The following is a 20,364-nucleotide window of genomic DNA, read 5'->3' as shown; positions in this document are numbered from 1 at the left end:
CCCCCCATGCCAGAACCCTGCAACATCGCCGCCGCGCTGCCGCGGCTGGCGCGCGAACGCGGCGACCAGGTCGCGATGCATTGCCCCGGCCGCGACGGCGCTTATCGCAGCACCCTGAGCTACGCGCAACTGGACGTGCGCAGCGACGCCATCGCCGCCGGGCTCGCGCACCGCGGCATCGTCCGCGGCACCCGCACGGTGGTGATGCTGCGGCCGACGCCGGAGTTCTTCCTCACCCTGTTCGCGCTGTTCAAGGCAGGCGCGGTGCCGGTACTGGTCGACCCGGGGATCGCGAAGCGCGCGCTCAGGCAATGCCTGGACGAGGCGCAACCCGCCGCCTTCATCGGCATCCCGCTGGCGATGCTGGCGAAAGCGCTGCTGCGCTGGGCACCTGGCGCGCGGACGCGGATCACCACCGGCGCGCGCGCGTTGTTCGCCGATGCGACGCTCGCCGCGGTCGAGCGCGATGGCGCCGGCGCCGGCCCGCAGCTGGCGGACACGCAGCCCGACGACATCGCCGCGATCCTGTTCACGTCCGGCTCCACCGGCGTGCCCAAGGGCGTGGTGTACCGGCATCGGCACTTCGTCGCCCAGGCGCAGATGCTGCGATCGGCGTTCGGGATCGAGCCCGGCGGCGTCGACCTGCCGACGTTTCCGCCGTTCGCGCTGTTCGACCCCGCGCTCGGGCTGACCTCGGTGATCCCGGACATGGACCCCAGGCGCCCGGCGCGCGCGGATCCGCGCAAGCTGCTGCGCGCGATCGAACGTTTCGGCGTCAGCCAGCTGTTCGGTTCGCCGGCGCTGGTCCGGGTGCTGGCCGAGCATGGCCAACCATTGCCGACGTTGCGGCGGGTGACTTCGGCCGGCGCACCGGTACCCGCGGACGTGGTCGCCAGGATGCGCGCGCTGCTGCCGGACGACGCCCGCTTCTGGACGCCGTACGGCGCCACCGAATGCCTGCCGGTGGCCGTGATCGAGGGCAGGGAACTGGTCACGCTGCGCGCGCGCACCGAACAGGGCGCCGGGACCTGCGTCGGCCTGCCGGTGGCGCCCAACCAGGTGCGCATCATCGCCATCGACGACGGCGCGATCGCGCAATGGTCCGATGCATTGCCGGTGAAGCCGGGGCAGGTCGGCGAGATCACCGTCGCCGGACCGACCGCCACCGACGCCTATTTCAACCGCGATGCCGCGACCGCGCTGGCGAAGATCCGCGAACCGCTCCCCGCAGGCGGCGAACGCATCGTGCACCGCATGGGCGACCTGGGCTGGATCGATGCCGAAGGCCGGCTGTGGTTCTGCGGCCGAAAATCGCAGCGCGTGGTCACCGCCGATGCCACGCTGTGCACCGAACAGGTCGAGCCGGTGTTCGACACCCATCCCGACGTGCGCCGCAGCGCGCTGGTCGGGGTCGGCGCACCCGGCGCGCAGCGTCCGGTGCTGTGCGTGGAACTGCGCAAGGGCGTGGCGCGCGGCGCGCGCGCGCGCATTGCCGATGAGCTGCGCCTCATCGGCGAGGGTTTCGTGCATGCCGCCAAGGTCGAAGCCTTCCTGTTCCACCCCGGTTTCCCGGTCGACATCCGCCACAACGCCAAGATCGGGCGCGAACAGCTGGCGGCGTGGGCGTCCGCGCAATTGCGGCGGTCCGCGCGATGAAGCTGCTGGTCACCGGCGGCGGCGGTTTCCTCGGCCAGGCGTTGTGCCGCGGGCTGGTCGCGCGCGGGCACGCCGTCACCAGCTTCAACCGCGGCCTGTATCCGGCGCTGGACGCGCTCGGGGTGCGCCAGATCCAGGGCGACCTCGCCGACCGCGAGGCGGTGCTGGCCGCGTTCGCCGGCGCAGGTGCGGCCGGTTTCGACGGCGTGTTCCATAACGCCGCCAAGGCCGGCGCCTGGGGCAGCCGCGACAGCTACCACCGCGCCAACGTCGTTGGCACCGACAACGTGCTCGCCGCCTGCCGCGCGCACGGCATCGGCAAGCTGGTGTACACGTCCACGCCCAGCGTCACCCATCGCGCGACCCGCCCGGTCGCCGGCGGCACCGCCGACACCGTACCCTACGGCGAACACGTCAAGGCACCCTACGCCAGCACCAAGATCGTCGCCGAAAAAGCCGTGCTCGCCGCCAACAATGCCGCGCTGGCCACCATCGCCCTGCGCCCGCGCCTGATCTGGGGGCCGGGCGACGCGCAACTGCTGCCGCGGCTGGCGCAGCGCGCGCGTGCCGGGCGGCTGCGCCTGGTCGGCGGCGGCGACAACCTCGTCGACACGACCTATATCGACAACGCGGCGCAGGCGCATTTCGACGCGTTCGAGCACCTCGCGCCCGGCGCGGCGTGCGCGGGCCGCGCGTACTTCATCAGCAACGGCGAGCCGAAGCCGATGCGCGAGATCGTCAATGCGCTGCTCGCCGCCGTGGACGCGCCACCCGTGACCAAGTCGCTGCCGTTCGGCGCGGCCTATGCGATCGGCGCGGCCTGCGAGGCGGCGTGGACGCTGCTGCCGCTGCGCGGGGAGCCGCCGCTGACGCGTTTCCTTGCCGAGCAGCTGGCGACGACGCATTGGTACGACATGGGTCCCGCCCTGCGTGACTTCGGCTACAGGCCACGGGTCTCGATCGCGGAAGGGTTGAAGCGGCTTGCAGCAACCCGCGGTGGGGGCTGAGCCCGACCGCTCGCGTCCGGCCCTGACCCGCGGCCCTACAATGCCCCGATGACCGCAGCCACCTTCGACTGGAAGCCCTTGGCAGGGCGCACGCTGGAAGCCGCGCTCAACCGCGCGCTGGCGCTGGACCCGCAGACCCGCGACGGCCTGCAGGCGCTCGACGGCCAATGCGTGGCGCTGACGCTGGAACCGGTCGCCGGCGGCCGGCCGCTGGCGCTGCAGGTGTGCGTGGCCGGCGCGCGGCTCCAGGTCGGCCCCGTGGATGCGCAACGCGAGCCCGAGCTCAGCGTCCGCAGCACCCTGGCCGGGCTGCTGGCGCAGTTGCCGGTGTTCCGGCGCGACGACGCACCGCCGGTGGGGCGCATGAAGCTGTCCGGCGACGCCGAACTGGCGCGGCGCCTGCAGCAGCTGGCCACGCGCTTCGATCCGGACTGGCAGCAGCCGTTCGCCGCGGTGTTCGGCGACGTGCTCGGGGTGCAGCTGGCCAATGCGTTCGCCGCGGCCCTGGCGCACGCGCGCGATGCCGGCCGCGATCTCGCCGGGGCCGCGGCCGAATACGTCACCGAGGAATCGCGCGACGTGGTCCCGCGCGCCGAGCTCGACACCTTTTACGACGAGGTCGACACCCTGCGCGATGATGCCGCGCGGCTGGCGGCACGTGTCGAGCGCCTGCGCGCGGCCGCGGCCGGTGCGGCCGCGCGCAACGGAAGCGGGCGATGAAGTCCGGGCTGCGCGCGCTGCGCATCGGCCGGGTGCTGCTGCGGTACCGGCTCGACGACCTGCTCGACGACACCGCCGCGGAGCGCTGGCTGCGGCTGATGAGGCCGTTCGTGCCGCGTGCCTCGCGCGAGATCGCGGCGCAATCGCGCGGCGCGCGCCTGCGCCTGGCCTTGCAGGAACTCGGGCCGATCTTCGTCAAGTTCGGGCAGATCCTGTCCACTCGCCGCGACCTGGTGCCGGCGGACGTCGCCGACGAGCTGACGCTGCTGCAGGACCGGGTCGCGCCGTTCGACGGCGACATCGCGCGCGCGATCGTCGAGCGCGCGCTGCAACGGCCGGTCGGCGTGGCCTTCGCCGGCTTCGACACCACCCCGCTGGCCTCGGCCTCGATCGCGCAGGTGCACGCCGCGACGCTGCCGGCGGCCGGCGGCGCGGCGCCGCGCGACGTGGTGGTCAAGGTGCTGCGGCCCGGGGTCGAGGCGCAGGTGGCGCAGGACATCGCGCTGCTGAAGGGCATCGCGGCGCTGGTCGACCGCACCCATCCCAACGCCGACAAGATCCGCCCGCGCGAGATCGTGGCCGAGATCGAATCCACGCTGGCCGCCGAACTCGACCTGCAGCGCGAGGGCGCCAACGCGTCGGTGCTGCGCCGCAACTGGCTGGGTTCGCCCGACCTGTACGTGCCCGAGCCGATCTGGAGCCATACCGCCGAGCGCGTGCTCACGCTCGAACGCGTGCGCGGCATCCCCAGCGACGACATCGCCGCGCTCGACGCCGCCGGCATCGACCGCAAGGCGCTCGCGGCCAAGGGCGTGCGCGTGTTCTACACCCAGGTGTTCCGCGACAACTTCTTCCACGCCGACGCCCATGCCGGCAACATCTGGGTCGACATCGACCCGGCGCGCAAGGCCGACCCGCGCTTCATCGCGCTCGACTTCGGGATCATGGGCCAGCTCTCCAGCGAGGACCAGTACTACCTCGCCGAAAACTTCATGGCGATCTTCAACAAGGATTACCGGCGCGTCGCCGAGCTGCACGTGCAGGCCGGCTGGATGCCGGCGCACATCCGCATCGACGAGCTCGAGGCCGCGGCGCGTTCGGTCTGCGAGCCGTACTTCACCCGGCCCCTTTCCGAGATCTCCCTGGGCGAGGTATTGCTCAAGCTGTTCCGCACCGCGCAGCGCTACGAGCTGACCATCCAGCCGCAATTGATCCTGCTGCAGAAGACGCTGCTCAGCATCGAGGGCGTCGGCCGCCAGCTGGACCCCAGGATCGACATCTGGGCGGTGGCGCGTCCGGTGCTGGAGCAGATCCTGGCCGAGCGCTACAGCCCGCAGCGGCTGCTCGGCGAGTTCCGCAAGCGCCTGCCGGAGATGATCACGCACGCACCGGAAATGCCGCGGCTGTTGCACGCATGGCTGCGGCAGCAGGTCGAGGGCCGGCACGAACTCGCGTTGCGTTCGCACGACCTGGCCGAGCTGGTGCGCACGATCAAGGGCGTGCAACGGCGCACGGTGGCGGCGATCCTGGGCACCGGGCTGCTGCTGGTGGCCGCGGTGCTCTACGGGCTCGAAGCCGGCGGCCCGAATATCGCGGGCGTCCCGGCGGCGGCATGGATCGCCGGCCTCGGCGGGCTGTGGGCGCTGCTGGCGGCGTGGCCGCGCCGGCGCTGACGCCTCGCGCGGCGGTGCCATGGACCTGACGGTGCTCCACCGCGACGACCACCTGGCCGTGGTCGACAAGCCCGCCGGGCTGATGGTCCACGACAGCGCGCTGGCGCGTGGCGAGACGGACTTCGCCGCCGACCGCCTGCGCGCGCAGTTCGGTCGCCCGATCTTCCTCGTGCACCGGCTCGACCGCGCCACCAGCGGCTGCCTGCTGCTGGCCTTCGACCGCGAGACGGCGTCGGCGCTGGGGCGGATGGTGATGGCGCGCGCGGAGGGGCCGGAGGCGTTCGAAAAGGACTACCTCGCCATCTGCCGCGGCTGGCCGGCGGAAGCGCGCTTCGACATCGACCACCCGCTCGACGGCGGCCCCGGCAAGCCGGCGAAAAAGCCGGCGCTGACCCGGTTCGAGGTGCTGGCGACCTGCGAACTGCCGATTCCCTCGGCCGGTTTCGCCACCTCGCGCTACGCGCTGCTGCGCGCCAGCCCGCACAGCGGCCGCTTCCGCCAGATCCGCCGCCACCTCAAGCACGCCTCGCACCACCTGGTCGGCGACAGCAGCCACGGCGACGGCCGCCACAACCGCACGTTCCGCATGCTCGGGATCGCGCGCATGCTGCTGCACGCGCAGCGGCTGGCGTTCCTGCATCCGCGCGGGGGCAGCCGGATCGAGGCGGTCGCGCCAGCGGACGCGCAGTTCGCCAGGGCGCTGGCGCTGTTCGATCCGCCTGCACGAAACGGCGCGCCAGTGGACTAGCCGGACGTCCTGCCCTGCTGTGGGCCGGCCCGCGCGTCACTACAATCCACGGATGCTGCAGGTCGGATCCATCGCCATCGACGACGCCGAACTGGTCGAACGCTTCGTGCGTGCGTCCGGTCCGGGCGGGCAGAACGTCAACAAGGTCGCGACCGCGGTGGAATTGCGCTTCGACGTCGCGAATTCGCCGTCGCTGCCCGAGCCGGTGCGCGCGCGCCTGTTGGCGCGCCGCGACCGCCGCCTCACCGTCGAAGGCGTGCTGGTGCTCGGCGCGCAGCGCTTCCGCACCCAGGAGCGCAATCGCGAGGACGCGCGCGCGCGGCTGGCGGCCTTCATCGAAGCCGGCCTGCACGCGCCGAAGCCGCGGGTCGCCACCAAGCCCACCCGCGCCTCGCAGCAGCGGCGGCTGGACGCCAAGCGCGGACGCAGTACGATCAAGCGCGGACGCGGGCAACGCGATTGGGACTGAACGGGGACGCATGCACGAGGCCGACGATGACATCGTGTTGCCGCTGCCGCCGAGCGCACCGCAGGTGCCGCGCAACGCCTTCACCCGCTGGCTCGGGCGCAGCCTGCTGCGGCTGGGCGGATGGCGGATGGTCGGCGCCTTCCCGGACATCCCCAGGCTGGTATTGATCGGGGCGCCCCACTCGTCGAACTGGGACGGGGTCTGGGGATTCGCCGCCAAGCTCGCGCTTGGCCTGGACATCCGCATCCTCGGCAAGCACCAGCTCTTCTGGTGGCCGCTGGGACCGCTGTTGCGCCGGCTCGGGGTGATCGCGGTCGACCGCAGTGCCGCCGCGGGCGTGGTCGAACAGGCGGCGGCGCTGATTGCCGGAAGTGACAAATTCTGGTTCGGATTGGCCCCGGAGGGCACCCGCAAGCCGGGCGTGCCCTGGAAACCGGGCTTCTGGAAGATCGCCAAGGCCGCCGGCGTGCCGGTGCTGCCCGCCTACTTCCACTACCCGGACAAGGTCATCGGCATCGGCCCGCCGTTCCAGCTGGGCGACGACATGGCCGCGGACATCGCCCGCATCCGCGCCTGGTACAGGCCGTGGCAGGGCCGCCACCACGGCACGCCCTGACCGCATCGGCGTGCCCGTGCGTGGCCGGCGTGGCACGTGCCTTGCGTCCTGTATTGGGCACGGGTTTCACGGATTCTCGCGTGGCAAGGCCCGGCCGCGACCGAAGCAGGGCAGGGGCACCATGCATATCCTCATCACCGGCGGGGCCGGTTTCATCGGCTCGCATCTCGTCGACCTCCACCTCGCCTGCGGGGACCAGGTCCACGTGGTCGACGACCTGTCGACCGGCGTGCGCGCCAATCTCGCCGCGCACGAGGACGACCCGAGCTTCCGCTTCGACCAGGCCGACGTACTCACCTGGGACCGGCTCGAGCGCGTGGTCGGGTGGGCCGACCGCATCTACCACCTCGCCGCGGTGGTCGGCGTCTACCGGGTCATCGCCGAACCCACCAAGGTGCTGGCGACCAACATCGCCGGCTGCGAGCGCCTGCTGCGCGCGGCCAACGCCGGCGGCTGGAAGCCGCAAGTGGTGCTGGCATCGAGCTCCGAGGTCTACGGCCACAACGACGAGGACATCCTGCGCGAGGACCAGGACCTGGTGGTCAGCACCAAGGCCGGAACCCGCTGGGGCTATTCGGTCAGCAAGATCGCCGACGAGGCGCTGGGCCTGTCGTTCGCGCAGCGCTTCGGCATCCCGGCGGTGATCGCCCGCTTCTTCAACACCATCGGCCCGCGCCAGGTCGGGCGCTACGGCATGGTGGTGCCGCGCTTCGTCGCCCAAGCGGTCCGCGACGAGCCGATCACCGTGTTCGGTGGCGGTGCGCAGACGCGTTCGTTCTGCGACGTGCGCGACACCGTGGTCGCGCTCGACGCGCTCGCCACCCACGCCGGCCGCGATACCGTCACCGCCAACGTCGGCAACGACCGCGAGATCAGCATCGCCGAACTGGCGCAACTGGTGATCGAACGCGCCGGCAGCCGCTCGCAGCTCAAGCACGTGCCGCTGCGCGAGGCCTATGGCGAGGATTTCGAGGACATCCGCCGCCGCCGCCCCAGCCTGGACCGCCTGCGCCAGATGACCGGTTTCAACCATTGCTACACGTTGGAACAGACAATCGACGATCTGGTCGCCACCGAGCGCCAGCGCCTGCAAGGGGAAAAAGATGGCCACTGCACCCTGGTTCGTACTCAGTCCGAACGCGCTGCTTAGCGCGATCGGGCTGCTGCACGGGCCCGACAAGACCGTTCCCACCCCTGCCGAGGACTGGCGCACCGCGGTGGTGGACGTCGTCATCCCCGCCTACAAGGAAGAAGACAACATCATCCACTGCCTCGCGTCGCTGGCGCGGCAGACGGTGCGCCCGCGCAACGTGATCCTGGTCGAGGATGGCGCCAGGGACCTGACCGTGCCGCGCGCGCGCGAATACGCCGCCGCCGCCGGCATGCACCTGACCGTGATCGAGCGTGCGTCGTCGATCGGCAAGACGCCGACGATCAAGCGCCAGTCGCGCGAGTTCGATTCCGACGTCGAGTTCATCCTCGATGGCGACACCTTCCTGGAATCGGCCGACTACATCGAGCGCTGCGTGCAGGAACTGTACGAGGGAGTCGGCATCGCCAGCGCCTGCGGCACGATCCTGCCGATGCGGCCGAAGGATCGCCACGCGCTGGCGCAGACCGAGGAATTCCGCCGCTGGCACGGCGCGCCGACCTACGACGACCCGCACCGCAAACGCGGCGCGCTGCATTCGCTGTGGTGGTGGATCACCAACACCTATCGCGAGTGCCTGTACCTGTTCCTGCAGCGATTCGTCTACAAGGGCCAGATGGTGTTCTTCGGCGGCATCACCAACCCGGTGGGCTGCGCGGTCGCCTACCGCCGCAAGTACATCAAGGACCTGTTCGACCGCTACGAGCCGATCTTCGGCGACGACCTGACCAACTCCGAGGACATCTTCATCGGCTTCGCCCTCAACAACGAGGGCTACCGCAACGTCCAGCTGCAGGACGTGCTGGCGCGTTCGGAGGAGCCCGAGGTGCAACGGCTGCCGCGGCAGGTCTACCTGTGGTCGTCGTCGTTCCTGCAGAGCTGCTACTACTTCGACGCGCTGTTGCGCACGCCGTTCAAGACGCTCAAGCGCTGGCGCAAGCGGCGCGAGGAGAAGCAGAGCGGGGTCGAGGAGCTGCGCCTGGTCAAGGAGCAGTACCGGCAGCCGTTCGGCGAGAAGCACACGCTGGAATACGGCCGCCCGATCGGCTGGGCGATGTTCCTCTCGGCGGTGGAGAAGATCGGCTTCCCGACCGCGCTCATCATCATGCTGGTGCTGCGCATGTGGGAACCGCTGGCGGTGACCATCATCGCCGAGTTGCTGGTATCGCTGGCGGCACTGGTCGTGGTCGCGCGCGGCGCGCGCATCGCCACGTTCTTCAAGGGCATTGCAATCACGCCGTTGCGCTACGCGTTGATGGTGGCCGACACCTACACCATCGGACGCTTCGCCTTCGACCTGTGGATCACGGGGAACCGCAAATGGCGCAAATGACCTCCCGTCGCCGCCGTTTCGCCGGCGGGCGCGCGCGGATCAGCGTCGGCCTGCTCGCAGGCGCGCTGGCGTGCGCGCTGCCGCTGGCGCCGGCCCTGGCCCAGGATGCCGTGGCCTACCAGCCGGCGCTCGACGCCGCCTGGGCGGGGCGCACCGCCGAGGCCCTGCAACTGATCAACGCCTACCTCGTCGAGCACCCGGACGACCATGCCGCGCAGCTGGATCGTGCGCGCTTCCTCGCCTGGCTGGGCGACTACGCCGGGGCCGACGATGCCCTGGCCGGCTTCGGCTCCGAGGACGTGGAAGCCACGGCGCTGCGCGCACGCGTGCTGGCCTGGGCCGGCCGCCGCGATGCCGCGCTGGCGCTCAATGCGCCGTTGTACGCGGCCGACCCGGAGGATTACGAAAACGCCTGGACCCAGGCGCTGATCCTGCGCCAGGGCGAGTGGCCGCACCAGGCGCTGCCGGCGCTGGCCACCGTGCAGGCGGTCAAGCCGGACGAGAAGGACAGCGTCGACCTGGCCAAGTCGGTGCGGCTGCCGCTGTTCTCCTCGGTCGGGTTGGCGCCGTCGCTGTACACCGATTCGGACGACATCGAGATCCGCAGCCTGGCCATCGATACCAACCTGTGGCTGTCGGACCGCTGGCGGCTGCTCGCCGGGGCCACTCGCCGGCAGCACTCTGCCGCCTTCGGCAGCGCGTTCGCGCCGCTGCTGGGCGACAACCATGTCGATGAAGGCCGCGTCGGCCTGGGGCTGCGCTTCGCGCCGACAGCGGACACCGCGCTGGAGTTGTGGCTGGGCAATTCGCGGATCGACAACGGCATCGGCAGCGATGGCGAAACCATCGGCCACCTGCAGTTCTCGCAACGCGCCACTGACGCCTTCAGCTATGCGCTGACCTACGACCGCGATCGCGTCGACGCCTCGCCGCGCGCACTGGCGGTGATGCGCGATGGCCTGGCGCTGGACCTGGCCTGGACACCGACCCTGCGCGACCGCTTCGACGCCCGCATCGCCGCCGACGACTTCGACGACGACAACAGCCGCACCTCGGTCCTGGCCAGCTACATGCGCGCGATCCATCGCGGCGAACACGTCATGTTCGACCTCGGCCTGCAGGCCGAAGGCCAGCACAACAGCCGCAACACCGACAACGGCTACTACAGCCCGGACGATTACCGGCGGTACGCGGTTGCGGCATCGAGCTACGTCACGTTGGGCGAGGAGGCGGGACTTTACCTGTCGGCCGCGCTTGGCCAGCAGAAGGACGAGACCTTCGACAGCTGGAAGCGCGCCACCGACCTGCGCGCCGAACTCACCATCGGCATCTTCAGCCATTGGCAGCTGGTCGGTAGCGCCGGCTACAGCCAGCGCCTGAACCAGTTCGGCCGCTACGAGGGCACCAGCGTCGGCCTGGAACTGCGATACCGCTTCTGCGAGTTCCGCGCCGACCGCTGCCCGGTGGTGCGTTGATCGCGTCGCAACCAACAGCGCAGGGACGCGCCGTCCAGTCAACCAACCCTGGCTTGTGCGAAGGCGCCTCGTGGACGCCTGGTGGGGTAGCCGTGGCCGCTGCGGCCATGCCCGCGCCCGCGTCGCGCGGGGGACGTACGAAGGGCGCGACGGGACTTGCCTGGGCCGCGCTCGCGTGCCTGTTGCTGGCCGCAACCCTGGCGCGCGCGGCGACGCCAACGGCCGCCACGACCGCGACCGCGACGCCCCCGGACCGGCGCATCGCGATCACCTTCGACGACCTGCCCTGGTCGAGCCTGGAGCCACGCACGCCGCTGCCCGCGCAGGGCACGGTGCCGCCGCGGATCGCGGCCGCATCCGCGCGCCTGCTGCAGGCGCTCACCGACACGGGCACGCCAGCGATCGGTTTCGTCAATTCGGCGCGCCTGCTGGTGGATGGCAAGATCCAGTCCGACCGCGTCGCGATGCTCGACGCGTGGCTCGACGCCGGGCTGGCGCTGGGTAACCACACGGCCACCCACGTCGACCTGCACTTGGTCGGCGTACCCGCCTACCAGCACGACATCCTTGCCTGCGACGGCGTCCTGCGGCCGCTGCTTGCCGCGCGCGGACTGCAGCCGCGCTGGTTCCGGCATCCCTACCTGCGCACGGGTCGTACCCTGGCGGACAAGGCGGCGATGGACGCCTTCCTCGCCGAGCACGATTACCGCATCGCCCCGGTCACGATCACGGACTCGGACTGGATCTGGGCGGCCGCCTACGCCAAGGCGCTGGACAGCGGCGATACCGCCGCCCAGGCGAAGCTGCGCGCGCAGTACGTGCCGTACCTGCTGCGGATGGTCAACTACTTCGAGCATCGTTCGATCAAGCTGCTCGGCTACGCATTGCCGCAGGTGATGCTGCTGCACGCCAACGCGCTCAATGCCGATACCTACCCGGAGTTCGTCGCCGGGTTGCGCGGGCGCGGTTACCGCTTCGTCGACATCGACGAAGCGATGGGCGATCCCGCCTACCGGCGCGCGGATGCATTCACCAGCGCACTGGGTGTCAGCTGGATCCACCGCTGGGCGCTTGCCGCGGGCTGGTCATGGAACTTCTACGGCGGCGAGCCGACTTCGCCGCACTGGGTCAAGGACCTCGCTGGCGTGCCCGCGGACGCGGAGTGACGCACCGGCATCGTCGCCGCGCACGCGCACGCCGCCGCGCCTGCGCGCGCCGACGAATGCGCCCCGCAAGTCCCCGCGGTCGCCCGTAGTGCTCGGACCGCCCGCGGGTGCGTACGCTCAGCGTGCCGAATGCCCGCTCTGGTCGTAGTCGCGCTGCGCGAACAGGTCGGGCCGGATCAGGCCGACGAAGGCGCGCGCCTGCGGCGACAGGTACTTGCCCTTGCGCACCACCACGCCGTAGCTGCGCGACGGGAACCACGCCGACAGCGAGCGCACCGCCAGCCGCGCGCGGTCGGCCTCGGTCAGGCAGATCGCGGTGACGATCGAGATCCCCAGGCCCATCGCCACGTACTGCTTGATGACCTCCCAGCCGCCGACCTCCAGCGCCACCGTGTACGGCACCTGGTTGCGCTGGAACACCAGGTCCACCAGCCGGTACGTGGTCAGCCGTTGCGGCGGCAGGATCAGGCCGTAGGGCGAGAGGTCCTGCAGCCGCAATTCGGGCTTGTCGGCCAGCGGGTGCCCGGGCGGGGCGATCAGCATCGGCTCGAAGTTGTAGACCGGGGCGTAGTCCAGGTCCGCCGGCACCTCCAGCATCGAGCCGACCGCGAAGTCGACCGCGTCCGAGCGCAGCAGGTCCAGGCCGCTGGCGCCGGTGACGTTGTGCAGGCGCAGGCGCACGTCCGCATGGCGCTCGCGGAAGGCTTCGACCAGGCCTGGCAGCAGGTAAAGGATGGTCGAGCTGCCGGCGGCGATGTCCAGCTCGCCGGCGTCGAGCCCGCGCAGCTGCTCGTGAAAGCTCGCTGCCAGGCCGTCGATGCCCTCGACCAGGGGCCGCGCCAGCGCATACAGGGCCTCGCCCTCGCGGGTCGGCAGCAGGCGGCGGCCGCTTCGCTCCAGCAGCCGCACCCCGAGTTCGCGCTCCAGCGCCTGCACTTGCAGGGTCACGGCCGGCTGGCTCAGGTACAGCGCCTCGGCCGCGCGCGAGACCGAGCCCAGCCGCGCCACCTGGCAGAACGCCCGCAGCGGCTTCAGCCGGGAGGCCTTGTAGGCGAATCGCGGGGCGGGCGGGGCGCGCTCGGCCATGGGCGGGAACAAGATATAAGGTTTGCTAATGGTATGTATTGATAACTATTGTTTGTCAAATACCGTACCGCAGCGGATGGTGTGGCTCCCCGAGTGGCCGTGGAGCTGGACGTGCAGGCAGTGCTGGATGCAGTGGAAACGGGCCCGGAGGCCGCGCCCGGCGCGATCGCGCCGGGCGGCCAGCGGCCGGACCAGGACGACCTGCTGACACCGGCGGCGCTGGCCTTCCTCGCCGCCCTGCATCGTCGCTTCGAGCCTGCCCGCCAGCAGCGGCTGGCCGCGCGCCGCCGACGCCAGGCCGAATTCGATGCCGGCGCCCTGCCCGACTTCCGCGCCGACACCGCCCACATCCGTGCCGCCGACTGGCGGGTGGCGCCGCTGCCGCCGGCGCTGCTCGACCGCCGGGTCGAGATCACCGGGCCGGTCGACCCGAAGATGGTGATCAACGCGCTCAACTCCGGCGCCAGCTGCTACATGGCCGACTTCGAGGATTCGACCGCGCCCACCTGGGCCAACCTCGTCGCCGGCCAGCGCGCGCTGCGGCAGGCGGTGGCCGGCACGCTGGCGTTCACCGCCCCCGGTTCCGCGGGCGCGGCCGGCAAGGACTACGCGCTCAAGCCATTCGAGCAACAGGCCGTGCTGCTGGTGCGGCCGCGCGGCTGGCACCTGGACGAGAAACACCTGGTGGTCGACGGCACCGCGATCAGCGCCGGCCTGTTCGACCTCGGACTGTTCGCGTTCCACAACGCCCGAGCGCTGGCGGCACGGGATCGCGGCCCGTACTTCTACCTGCCCAAGCTGCAGTCGATGGAAGAAGCCGCGCTGTGGGACGAGGCGCTGGTGCAGGTCGAATCCGCGCTGGGCCTGCCGCGCGGGCAGATGAAGGCGACGGTGCTGGTCGAGACCCTGCCGGCGGCGTTCGAGATGGACGAGATCCTGTTCGCGCTGAAGGACCGCGTCGCCGGGCTCAACTGCGGCCGCTGGGACTACATCTTTTCCTGCATCAAGACCCTGCGCGCGCACCCGGGCAAGGTGCTGCCCGAGCGCGGCCAGGTGACGATGCTGCAGCCGTTCCTGAAGGCCTATTCGGACCTGCTCGTGCGCACCTGCCACCGGCGCGGCGCGCACGCGATGGGCGGGATGGCCGCGCAGGTGCCGATCGCCGGCGACGCCGAGGCCAACGCCGCCGCGCTGCAGCGCGTGCGCGACGACAAGCTGCGCGAGGCCGGCGCCGGCTTCGATGGCACCTGGGTCGCGCACCCGGCGCTGATTGCCGTGGCGCGCGCGGCTTTCGACGCGCACATGCCCACGCCACACCAGCAGCACGTGCGGCGCGAGGATGCACAGCCCACCCGCGAGGACCTGTTGCGCACGCCGCGCGGCAGCATTTCCCGCGCCGGCTTCGACAACAACGTCGAGGTCTGCGTGCGCTACCTCGCCGCGTGGCTCGACGGCAACGGCTGCGTGCCGATCCATGGCCTGATGGAGGACGCCGCCACCGCCGAGATCGCGCGCGCGCAGCTGTGGCAATGGCTGCACTTCGGCGACACCGCAACCGCGGCGGGACCGCGCGGGCCCGCGCGCGCGCCGCTGCTGCTCGACGACGGCACGCCGATCGATTTCGTGCTGTTCGAGCGCGCGCTGATCGGCCTGCCTGGAAAGCTCGGCGGCCAGGACGGCATTCCCGGCGCCGCCAAGCTCGATGCCGCGATCGCGCTGCTGGAGCGACTCACCCGCAACGACGCTCTCGAGGAGTTCCTGACCATCCCCGCGTACGCCCTGATCGATTGATCAGCCCATGACTGTGGGAGCGGCTTCAGCCGCGAGCTTTTCCCGCATCGCCCACCACCAGCAAAAAGCTCGCGGCTGAAGCCGCTCCCACAAACAACCAATACCCCCGCCCGTCATCGCCAGCCCCACCCACCGAGAATCCTTGATGAAAACTCAACTGCCCACCGCCGAACAGATCGCACACGACTGGAGCCACAACCCGCGCTGGGCCGGGATCGCCCGCCCGTACTCGCCGGCCGACGTGGTGCGCCTGCGCGGCACCGTCGCGGTCGAGCATTCCCTGGCGAAACTGGGCGCCGGCAAGTTGTGGACCTCGCTGCACCGCGAGCCCTTCGTCAACGCGCTTGGCGCGCTGACCGGCAACCAGGCGATGCAGCAGGTCAAGGCCGGATTGAAAGCCATTTATCTCTCCGGCTGGCAGGTCGCCGCCGACGCCAACGGCGCCGGCGAGATGTACCCGGACCAGTCGCTGTACCCGGCCAACTCGGTGCCGCAGGTGGTCAAGCGCATCAACAACACCCTGCTGCGCGCCGACCAGCTGCACCATGCCGAGCGCGGCGAGGACGAGCGCTGCGACCGCATCGACTTCCTGCAGCCGATCGTCGCCGATGCCGAGGCCGGGTTCGGTGGCGTGCTCAACGCCTTCGAGCTGATGAAGGCGATGATCGAGGCCGGCGCGGCCGGCGTGCATTTCGAGGACCAGCTGGCCAGCGCCAAGAAATGCGGGCACATGGGCGGCAAGGTGCTCGTGCCCACCCGCGAGGCGGTGGAGAAACTGGTCGCCGCGCGCCTTGCCGCCGACGTGATGGGCGTACCGACGCTGATCGTCGCCCGCACCGACGCCGAGGCCGCCGACCTGCTGACCAGCGACATCGACGCCAACGACCAGCCGTTCTGCACCGGCGAGCGCACCGTCGAGGGCTTCCACAAGACCCGCAAGGGCCTGGGGCAGGCGATCAGCCGCGGCCTGGCGTACGCGCCGTACGCGGACCTGGTCTGGTGCGAGACCGGCAAGCCGGACCTGGCCTTCGCGCGCCAGTTCGCCGCCGCGATCCATGCCAGGTACCCCGGCAAGCTGCTGGCCTACAACTGTTCGCCCAGCTTCAACTGGAAGCAGCACCTGGACGACGCCACCATCGCCGGCTTCCAGCAGGAACTCGCGGCGATGGGCTACAAGTTCCAGTTCATCACCCTGGCCGGCTTCCACGCGCTCAATCACTCGATGTTCCAGCTCGCGCACGGTTATGCGCGCCGGCAGATGAGCGCGTTCGTGGAGCTGCAGCAGGCGGAATTCGCCGCGGCGTCGCAGGGTTTCACCGCGGTCAAGCACCAGCGCGAGGTCGGCACCGGTTATTTCGACGCGGTGACGCAGACCATCCAGGGCGCGCAGTCGTCGACGGTGGCGCTGAAAGGGTCCACGGAAGAAGAGCAGTTCCAGCACCAGGTCGAGGCCGTCGCTGCCTGAGGCCATGCAGTCGCGCCACTGAGTTGCCCTCGCCCCGCGAGCGGGGAGAGGGACAGCCGCGCGCAGCGCGGCAGGGTGAGGGGCGCGGCTGTCGACGCGGCTCTGCACTGCCTATCGCAGCCAGACCGCCCCTCATCCGCCTCCGGCACCTTCTCCCCGCCAGCGGGGAGAAGGAACGGCACGAGGCTTGCCGCAGTGCCCTGCCCCGATTGCGAGGAGAAGGACCGGTTCGCGCAGCGAAGCAGGGGGAAGGGTGCGGCTCCTCGCCCGGGTCCGCGGCCGGCCCGGTGCTATTCTCGCGTTCACTACACGACAGGGGGTCGTGGAATGAGTGCAGACGTCGCGGGGCTGGCACCAGCCCGCCCGCCGGAGACCGGGATGGAGCAGTCCGCCGCCGCGCTGACCGCGGAGGAGTACGCGCTGTTCGAGAAAGTCGGGCGCCCGCGACTGGTGGCGGCCGGCGAAGCCCTGTTCCGCCGCGGCGACCTCGGCACCACCATGTACGTGATCGTGCAGGGCGACATCGACCTGGACTTCGGCGACGACCTCGTCCCCAAGCGCTTGGGCCGGCACCAGTTCTTCGGCGAACTCGGCCTGCTGATCGGCGACCACGCGCGCAGCGCCGACGCCGTCGCCGCCAGCAGCGCGGTGCTGCTGGAACTGCGGCAGGAGGAATTCGAGCCGCTGGCCGCGCGCGACCCGGCCCTGCTCGCGCATTTCCTGCGCCGCGCCATCGCCCGCGTGGTGCTCAACGAACAGAGCCTGATCGCGCGCCTGCGCCGCCGCAACGCCGACCTGCAGTCCGCGCTGGACACCCTGCGCGCCACCACCCACCGCCTCAACCAGACCGAGGCGCTGACCCGCACCGACGAGCTCACCGGGCTCAACAACCGCCGCGGCTTCCAGCTGCAACTCGAGCAGCGCCGCCGCAACGACGCCCTCGGCGGCTGCGGCCTGCTGCTGCTGGACTGCGACAGTTTCAAGGGCATCAACGACGAGCACGGCCACCAGGTCGGCGACCGCGTGCTGCAGGGCGTGGCCAACATCCTGCGCTCGGCCGCCGGCCCGGGCGACATCGCCTGCCGCCTCGGCGGCGACGAGTTCTGCCTGCTGGTCGGCGCTGAGCATCGCGCCGGGATCCTGCGCATCGCCCAGTTCGTGATCGACACCGCGCAGGCGCTGCACAAACTGCAGTCCTCGCCGCCGCAGATCGCCACCCTCAGCATCGGCGCCTGCCCGGTGGCGCTGGACCAGCGCTGGGAGGACTGGTACGCCAACGCCGACGCCGCGCTGTACCGGGCCAAGCGGTTGGGCGGCAACCGCGTCGAATGGCAGGACGACGCGCTCGCGCCGGTCTAGGCGAGCAGGTCCCGCCACCGCCATGCACGCCGCCAACGACAGCATCGACCGAGCCGATCCAGCCAGCGCAACCGCGCCAGCACCGTTGGCCACGCCGCAGGTGCGCACCCTGCTGCTGACCGACCTGTGCGACTCGACCAGCCTGGTCGAGAAACTCGGCGACAACGCCGCTGCGGAACTATTCCGCGCCCACGACCGCCTGGTGCTGGAGCTGCAGCAGCGCTGGCACGGCCGCCTGATCGACCGATCCGACGGCCTGCTGCTGCTGTTCGAGCGTGCCATTGACGGCCTCGGCTTCGCCCTGGATTACGCCCGCGGCCTGCGCGATCTCGGCGATCGCACGGAACTCAAGCGCCACGGCGTGGTGATGCAGGCGCGCGCCGGCCTGCACGTCGGCGAAGTGCTGACCTGGCGCAACAGCGACGAAGCGGTCAACGTCGGCGCCAAGCCGCTGGAAGTCGAAGGCCTGGCCAAGCCGATGGCTGGCAGGCTGATGACGCTGGCGCGGCCCGGGCAGATCCTGCTCTCGGCCACGGCTGAGCCGCTGGCACACCGCGCGGCGCGCGAACTCGGCGAGCGCGGCGAACAGCTGTTGTGGAAACACTGGGGACGCTGGCGCTTCAAGGGCGTGCCGCAGGCGCAGGAAATCTACGAGGTCGGCGAGCCCGGCATCGCCCCGCTGCACGCCCCGCAGCAGAACCGCGCCAAGGCCTGGCGCGACATCCCGCTGTGGCGACAGCCCGCGGCGCTGGCCGCGGAGTTGCTGCTGGTGGCGGGGCTGGTGGGCGGTGGCTGGTTCCTGACCCGGCCACAGCCGGCGATCGCCTTCGGCGAACGCGACTGGGTGGTGGTCGGCGACCTGCGCAACCTCACCGGCGACAAGCTGCTGGACGACACCCTGGACCAGGCCTTCCGCCTGAGCCTGGCGCAGTCGCGCTACGTCAACGTGCTCAGCGACCTCAAGGTGCGCGAGACCCTGGGCAACATGCAGCGCAAGCCGGGCGTGCCGGTGGACCGCGCCATCGGCTCGGAGATCGCGTTGCGCGACGGCGCCCGCGCGCTGCTGCTGCCCACGGTGGCCGAGGTCGGCGGTCGGCTGCGGGTCAGCGCGGAAGTGATCGACCCGCGTACCCAGACCACGGTGTATGCGGTCTCGGCGGATGGCCGCGGCATTGGTTCGGCGCTGGCCTCGATCGACGACGTCACCGACCAGCTGCGCGAGAAGCTGGGCGAAGCGCTGGAGAGCGTGCAGAAGACGTCCGTGGCGCTGCCCAACGTAGCCACGCCCAGCCTGGACGCGCTGAAGGCGTTCGCGGTGGCGCGCAACGTGTTCAACACCACGCGCGACCGCGAGCAGGCACTGGGCCTGTACCGGCGCGCGCTGCAACTGGACCCTGAATTCGCGCTGGCGCATGCGGACATGGCCGACCTGTACTCGGGGCTCGGCGAACTCGGACCGGCCGCCGAAGAGCGGCGCAAGGCGCTGGCCATCCCGCAGCGCCTGTCGCCGCAGGAGCGCGCGCGCCTGGAGCTGTTGCAGATGCAGAACGACGGGCCGGGAATCTATTTCCGCAAGGCGCAGGAATACCTGGCGCTGTATCCCGACGATTATCGCCTGCTTGCGCGCCTGGGCACCAACCAGTGGCACCAGCTCAACGATTTCCGCCTGGCCGAGGCGACGTTCCGGCGCAGCATCAAGCCGCAATACGAGCGCGGCGATTCGGCCCGCTATAGCCTCGGCATGATGCTGCTGGGCCAGGAGCGCTACGACCAGGCGATGGCCGAATTCGAGCGCTCGCGCAAGGCGGGATTCACGGGGTCGAGCGAAATGTACGCGCGGCTCTTCGATGCGCGCGGCCAGCATGCGCAGGCGGACAAGGCCTACCTGACCGGGACCAACGGGCGTGGCGGCTGGCAGGGCGAGGCCGCGGTGGTCACCGGGATCGATCGCGGGCAATGGCCGCGTGCGGCCACTGCCGCACAGGACTGGTTGCGGCAGGCCGACGCAGCCGGCGACGCCCCCGAAAGCTTGCGCGCCCGCGTCGCGGTCGCCAGCGTGGCGGTCTTCGCAGGGCAAGCCGAGGCCGGGCGTCGCTTGCAGGAATTGCTGGCCGCCGTGCAGGCGAAGGGAGCGGCTGCCGATGCCCTCTACCCCGCAGCGGCGACCGAAGTGCGGCTCTACGCCGGCGTGCTTGCGGCGCGGATGGATGATGCGGCGGGCGTGGCCGACGCGTTGCGCCAAACCCGGGACAGCCGCGTCATCCGCGACTACCCGACCGTGGCGCAACTGCAGCAGGTGTTGCTGGCCGAGCAGGAACGGCTCGCCGGCAAGCCGCAGGCGGCCGTGGCCAGGTTGCGTCCGCTGGTGGCGCGCGAAACGGCCCTGGTCGCGGCGCACTGGTCGCTGATGCGTGCAGAGCTGGCCGCCGGCAACGCCACGGGCGCGCGCGCGCAGCGAGATTGGCTGGCGACGCATCGCGGCCGCGTGTTCGTCGAAAGCACCACGACCGATGTGCTGCGCTTCCTCAATGCCGCGGCATCCGCGGAAGCCTTGCAGCAGGACGCGAAGTCGCAGGCGCCGGCGCAGCCGCAAGAGACGGCAAAGGTCGGGAAGGCGTAATCGCCTTCCCGCGGTGCTGCAGGGATCGAC

General features: G+C 71.0%; 16 protein-coding genes. 15 read left to right on the top strand and 1 reads right to left on the bottom strand.

Annotation, left to right across the window (positions count from 1 at the left end; genetic code table 11):
- Window positions 1-6 precede the first annotated feature (6 nt).
- The 11 genes from oleC (at window position 7) to MQC88_RS09560 (ending at window position 12,013) form a co-directional block, all read left to right on the top strand.
- Window positions 7-1,656, top strand: coding sequence for an olefin beta-lactone synthetase (gene oleC / locus MQC88_RS09610; RefSeq protein WP_243321453.1), 1,650 nt, complete (start codon window positions 7-9; stop codon window positions 1,654-1,656).
- On the top strand, window positions 1,653-2,663 hold the full coding sequence (gene oleD / locus MQC88_RS09605) for a 2-alkyl-3-oxoalkanoate reductase (protein ID WP_243321451.1): 1,011 nt from the start codon (window positions 1,653-1,655) through the stop codon (window positions 2,661-2,663). Before oleC ends, oleD begins: the two co-directional genes overlap by 4 nt.
- A 48-nt stretch (window positions 2,664-2,711) precedes the next feature.
- Complete coding sequence (locus tag MQC88_RS09600; RefSeq protein ID WP_243321449.1) at window positions 2,712-3,383, top strand: ubiquinone biosynthesis accessory factor UbiJ; 672 nt, start codon at window positions 2,712-2,714, stop codon at window positions 3,381-3,383.
- Window positions 3,380-5,056 (top strand): ubiquinone biosynthesis regulatory protein kinase UbiB, encoded by a 1,677-nt coding sequence (gene ubiB, locus MQC88_RS09595; RefSeq protein ID WP_243321448.1) that lies wholly within the window; start codon window positions 3,380-3,382, stop codon window positions 5,054-5,056. The genes MQC88_RS09600 and ubiB overlap by 4 nt, the downstream gene beginning before the upstream one ends.
- Window positions 5,057-5,075: 19 nt before the next feature.
- Window positions 5,076-5,804, top strand: a complete 729-nt coding sequence (locus MQC88_RS09590; RefSeq protein WP_243321446.1) for a pseudouridine synthase — start codon at window positions 5,076-5,078, stop codon at window positions 5,802-5,804.
- Between the two features lie 52 nt (window positions 5,805-5,856).
- Window positions 5,857-6,273, top strand: coding sequence for an alternative ribosome rescue aminoacyl-tRNA hydrolase ArfB (gene arfB / locus MQC88_RS09585; protein ID WP_243321444.1), 417 nt, complete (start codon window positions 5,857-5,859; stop codon window positions 6,271-6,273).
- Between the two features lie 10 nt (window positions 6,274-6,283).
- Window positions 6,284-6,889, top strand: a complete 606-nt coding sequence (locus tag MQC88_RS09580) for a lysophospholipid acyltransferase family protein (protein WP_243321443.1) — start codon at window positions 6,284-6,286, stop codon at window positions 6,887-6,889.
- A gap of 121 nt (window positions 6,890-7,010) precedes the next feature.
- Entirely contained in the window at window positions 7,011-8,039 is a 1,029-nt protein-coding gene (locus tag MQC88_RS09575; RefSeq protein ID WP_243321441.1) for an NAD-dependent epimerase/dehydratase family protein, read from the top strand.
- Entirely contained in the window at window positions 7,993-9,372 is a 1,380-nt protein-coding gene (locus tag MQC88_RS09570; protein WP_243321440.1) for a glycosyltransferase, read from the top strand. The genes MQC88_RS09575 and MQC88_RS09570 overlap by 47 nt, the downstream gene beginning before the upstream one ends.
- Window positions 9,369-10,847 carry a tetratricopeptide repeat protein gene (locus tag MQC88_RS09565; protein WP_243321438.1) on the top strand — a complete coding sequence of 493 codons (1,479 nt, stop codon included), beginning with the start codon at window positions 9,369-9,371 and terminating at the stop codon, window positions 10,845-10,847. Before MQC88_RS09570 ends, MQC88_RS09565 begins: the two co-directional genes overlap by 4 nt.
- Window positions 10,848-11,029: 182 nt before the next feature.
- Window positions 11,030-12,013, top strand: a complete 984-nt coding sequence (locus MQC88_RS09560) for a polysaccharide deacetylase family protein (protein ID WP_243321435.1) — start codon at window positions 11,030-11,032, stop codon at window positions 12,011-12,013.
- Between the two features lie 117 nt (window positions 12,014-12,130).
- Here the strand turns inward: MQC88_RS09560 and MQC88_RS09555 are convergent, their stop codons facing one another.
- A complete protein-coding gene (locus MQC88_RS09555) occupies window positions 12,131-13,099 on the bottom strand; it encodes a LysR family transcriptional regulator (protein WP_243321433.1) in 969 nt (322 codons plus the stop codon).
- Between the two features lie 111 nt (window positions 13,100-13,210).
- Between MQC88_RS09555 and aceB the strand changes: the two genes are divergently transcribed.
- The 4 genes from aceB to MQC88_RS09535 all read left to right on the top strand — a co-directional run bounded on the left by aceB (window position 13,211) and on the right by MQC88_RS09535 (window position 20,334).
- A complete protein-coding gene (aceB, locus tag MQC88_RS09550; protein ID WP_425491613.1) occupies window positions 13,211-14,890 on the top strand; it encodes a malate synthase A in 1,680 nt (559 codons plus the stop codon).
- Window positions 14,891-15,035: 145 nt separating this feature from the next.
- The gene (aceA, locus tag MQC88_RS09545; RefSeq protein WP_243321431.1) at window positions 15,036-16,355 is read left to right on the top strand and encodes an isocitrate lyase; all 1,320 of its coding nucleotides are present in this window, start codon (window positions 15,036-15,038) and stop codon (window positions 16,353-16,355) included.
- A 327-nt stretch (window positions 16,356-16,682) separates the two neighbouring features.
- Window positions 16,683-17,714: a GGDEF domain-containing protein gene (locus MQC88_RS09540; protein WP_243321429.1), complete on the top strand. Its 1,032-nt coding sequence runs from the start codon at window positions 16,683-16,685 to the stop codon at window positions 17,712-17,714.
- A 22-nt stretch (window positions 17,715-17,736) separates the two neighbouring features.
- A complete protein-coding gene (locus MQC88_RS09535) occupies window positions 17,737-20,334 on the top strand; it encodes a putative peptide modification system cyclase (RefSeq protein WP_243321427.1) in 2,598 nt (865 codons plus the stop codon).
- Window positions 20,335-20,364: the final 30 nt, after the last annotated feature.

It is taken from the genome of Cognatiluteimonas sedimenti (assembly GCF_022808325.1).
GTDB lineage: Bacteria > Pseudomonadota > Gammaproteobacteria > Xanthomonadales > Xanthomonadaceae > Cognatiluteimonas > Cognatiluteimonas sedimenti.
The sequence above is the reverse complement of the archived record's forward strand: the minus strand, read 5'-3'. Positions and strand labels throughout refer to the sequence as shown.

What these genes read in the sequence shown, in the direction of transcription:
- MQC88_RS09565 (WP_243321438.1), top strand. Translation starts at nt 9,369, where the DNA reads ATGACCTCCCGTCGCCGCCGTTTCGCCGGCGGGCGCGCGCGGATCAGC.
- MQC88_RS09600 (WP_243321449.1), top strand. Translation starts at nt 2,712, where the DNA reads ATGACCGCAGCCACCTTCGACTGGAAGCCCTTGGCAGGGCGCACGCTG.
- ubiB (WP_243321448.1), top strand. Translation starts at nt 3,380, where the DNA reads ATGAAGTCCGGGCTGCGCGCGCTGCGCATCGGCCGGGTGCTGCTGCGG.
- arfB (WP_243321444.1), top strand. Translation starts at nt 5,857, where the DNA reads ATGCTGCAGGTCGGATCCATCGCCATCGACGACGCCGAACTGGTCGAA.
- MQC88_RS09535 (WP_243321427.1), top strand. Translation starts at nt 17,737, where the DNA reads ATGCACGCCGCCAACGACAGCATCGACCGAGCCGATCCAGCCAGCGCA.
- MQC88_RS09570 (WP_243321440.1), top strand. Translation starts at nt 7,993, where the DNA reads ATGGCCACTGCACCCTGGTTCGTACTCAGTCCGAACGCGCTGCTTAGC.
- oleD (WP_243321451.1), top strand. Translation starts at nt 1,653, where the DNA reads ATGAAGCTGCTGGTCACCGGCGGCGGCGGTTTCCTCGGCCAGGCGTTG.
- MQC88_RS09575 (WP_243321441.1), top strand. Translation starts at nt 7,011, where the DNA reads ATGCATATCCTCATCACCGGCGGGGCCGGTTTCATCGGCTCGCATCTC.
- MQC88_RS09580 (WP_243321443.1), top strand. Translation starts at nt 6,284, where the DNA reads ATGCACGAGGCCGACGATGACATCGTGTTGCCGCTGCCGCCGAGCGCA.
- MQC88_RS09540 (WP_243321429.1), top strand. Translation starts at nt 16,683, where the DNA reads ATGAGTGCAGACGTCGCGGGGCTGGCACCAGCCCGCCCGCCGGAGACC.
- aceA (WP_243321431.1), top strand. Translation starts at nt 15,036, where the DNA reads ATGAAAACTCAACTGCCCACCGCCGAACAGATCGCACACGACTGGAGC.
- MQC88_RS09555 (WP_243321433.1), bottom strand. Translation starts at nt 13,099, where the DNA reads ATGGCCGAGCGCGCCCCGCCCGCCCCGCGATTCGCCTACAAGGCCTCC.
- MQC88_RS09590 (WP_243321446.1), top strand. Translation starts at nt 5,076, where the DNA reads ATGGACCTGACGGTGCTCCACCGCGACGACCACCTGGCCGTGGTCGAC.
- oleC (WP_243321453.1), top strand. Translation starts at nt 7, where the DNA reads ATGCCAGAACCCTGCAACATCGCCGCCGCGCTGCCGCGGCTGGCGCGC.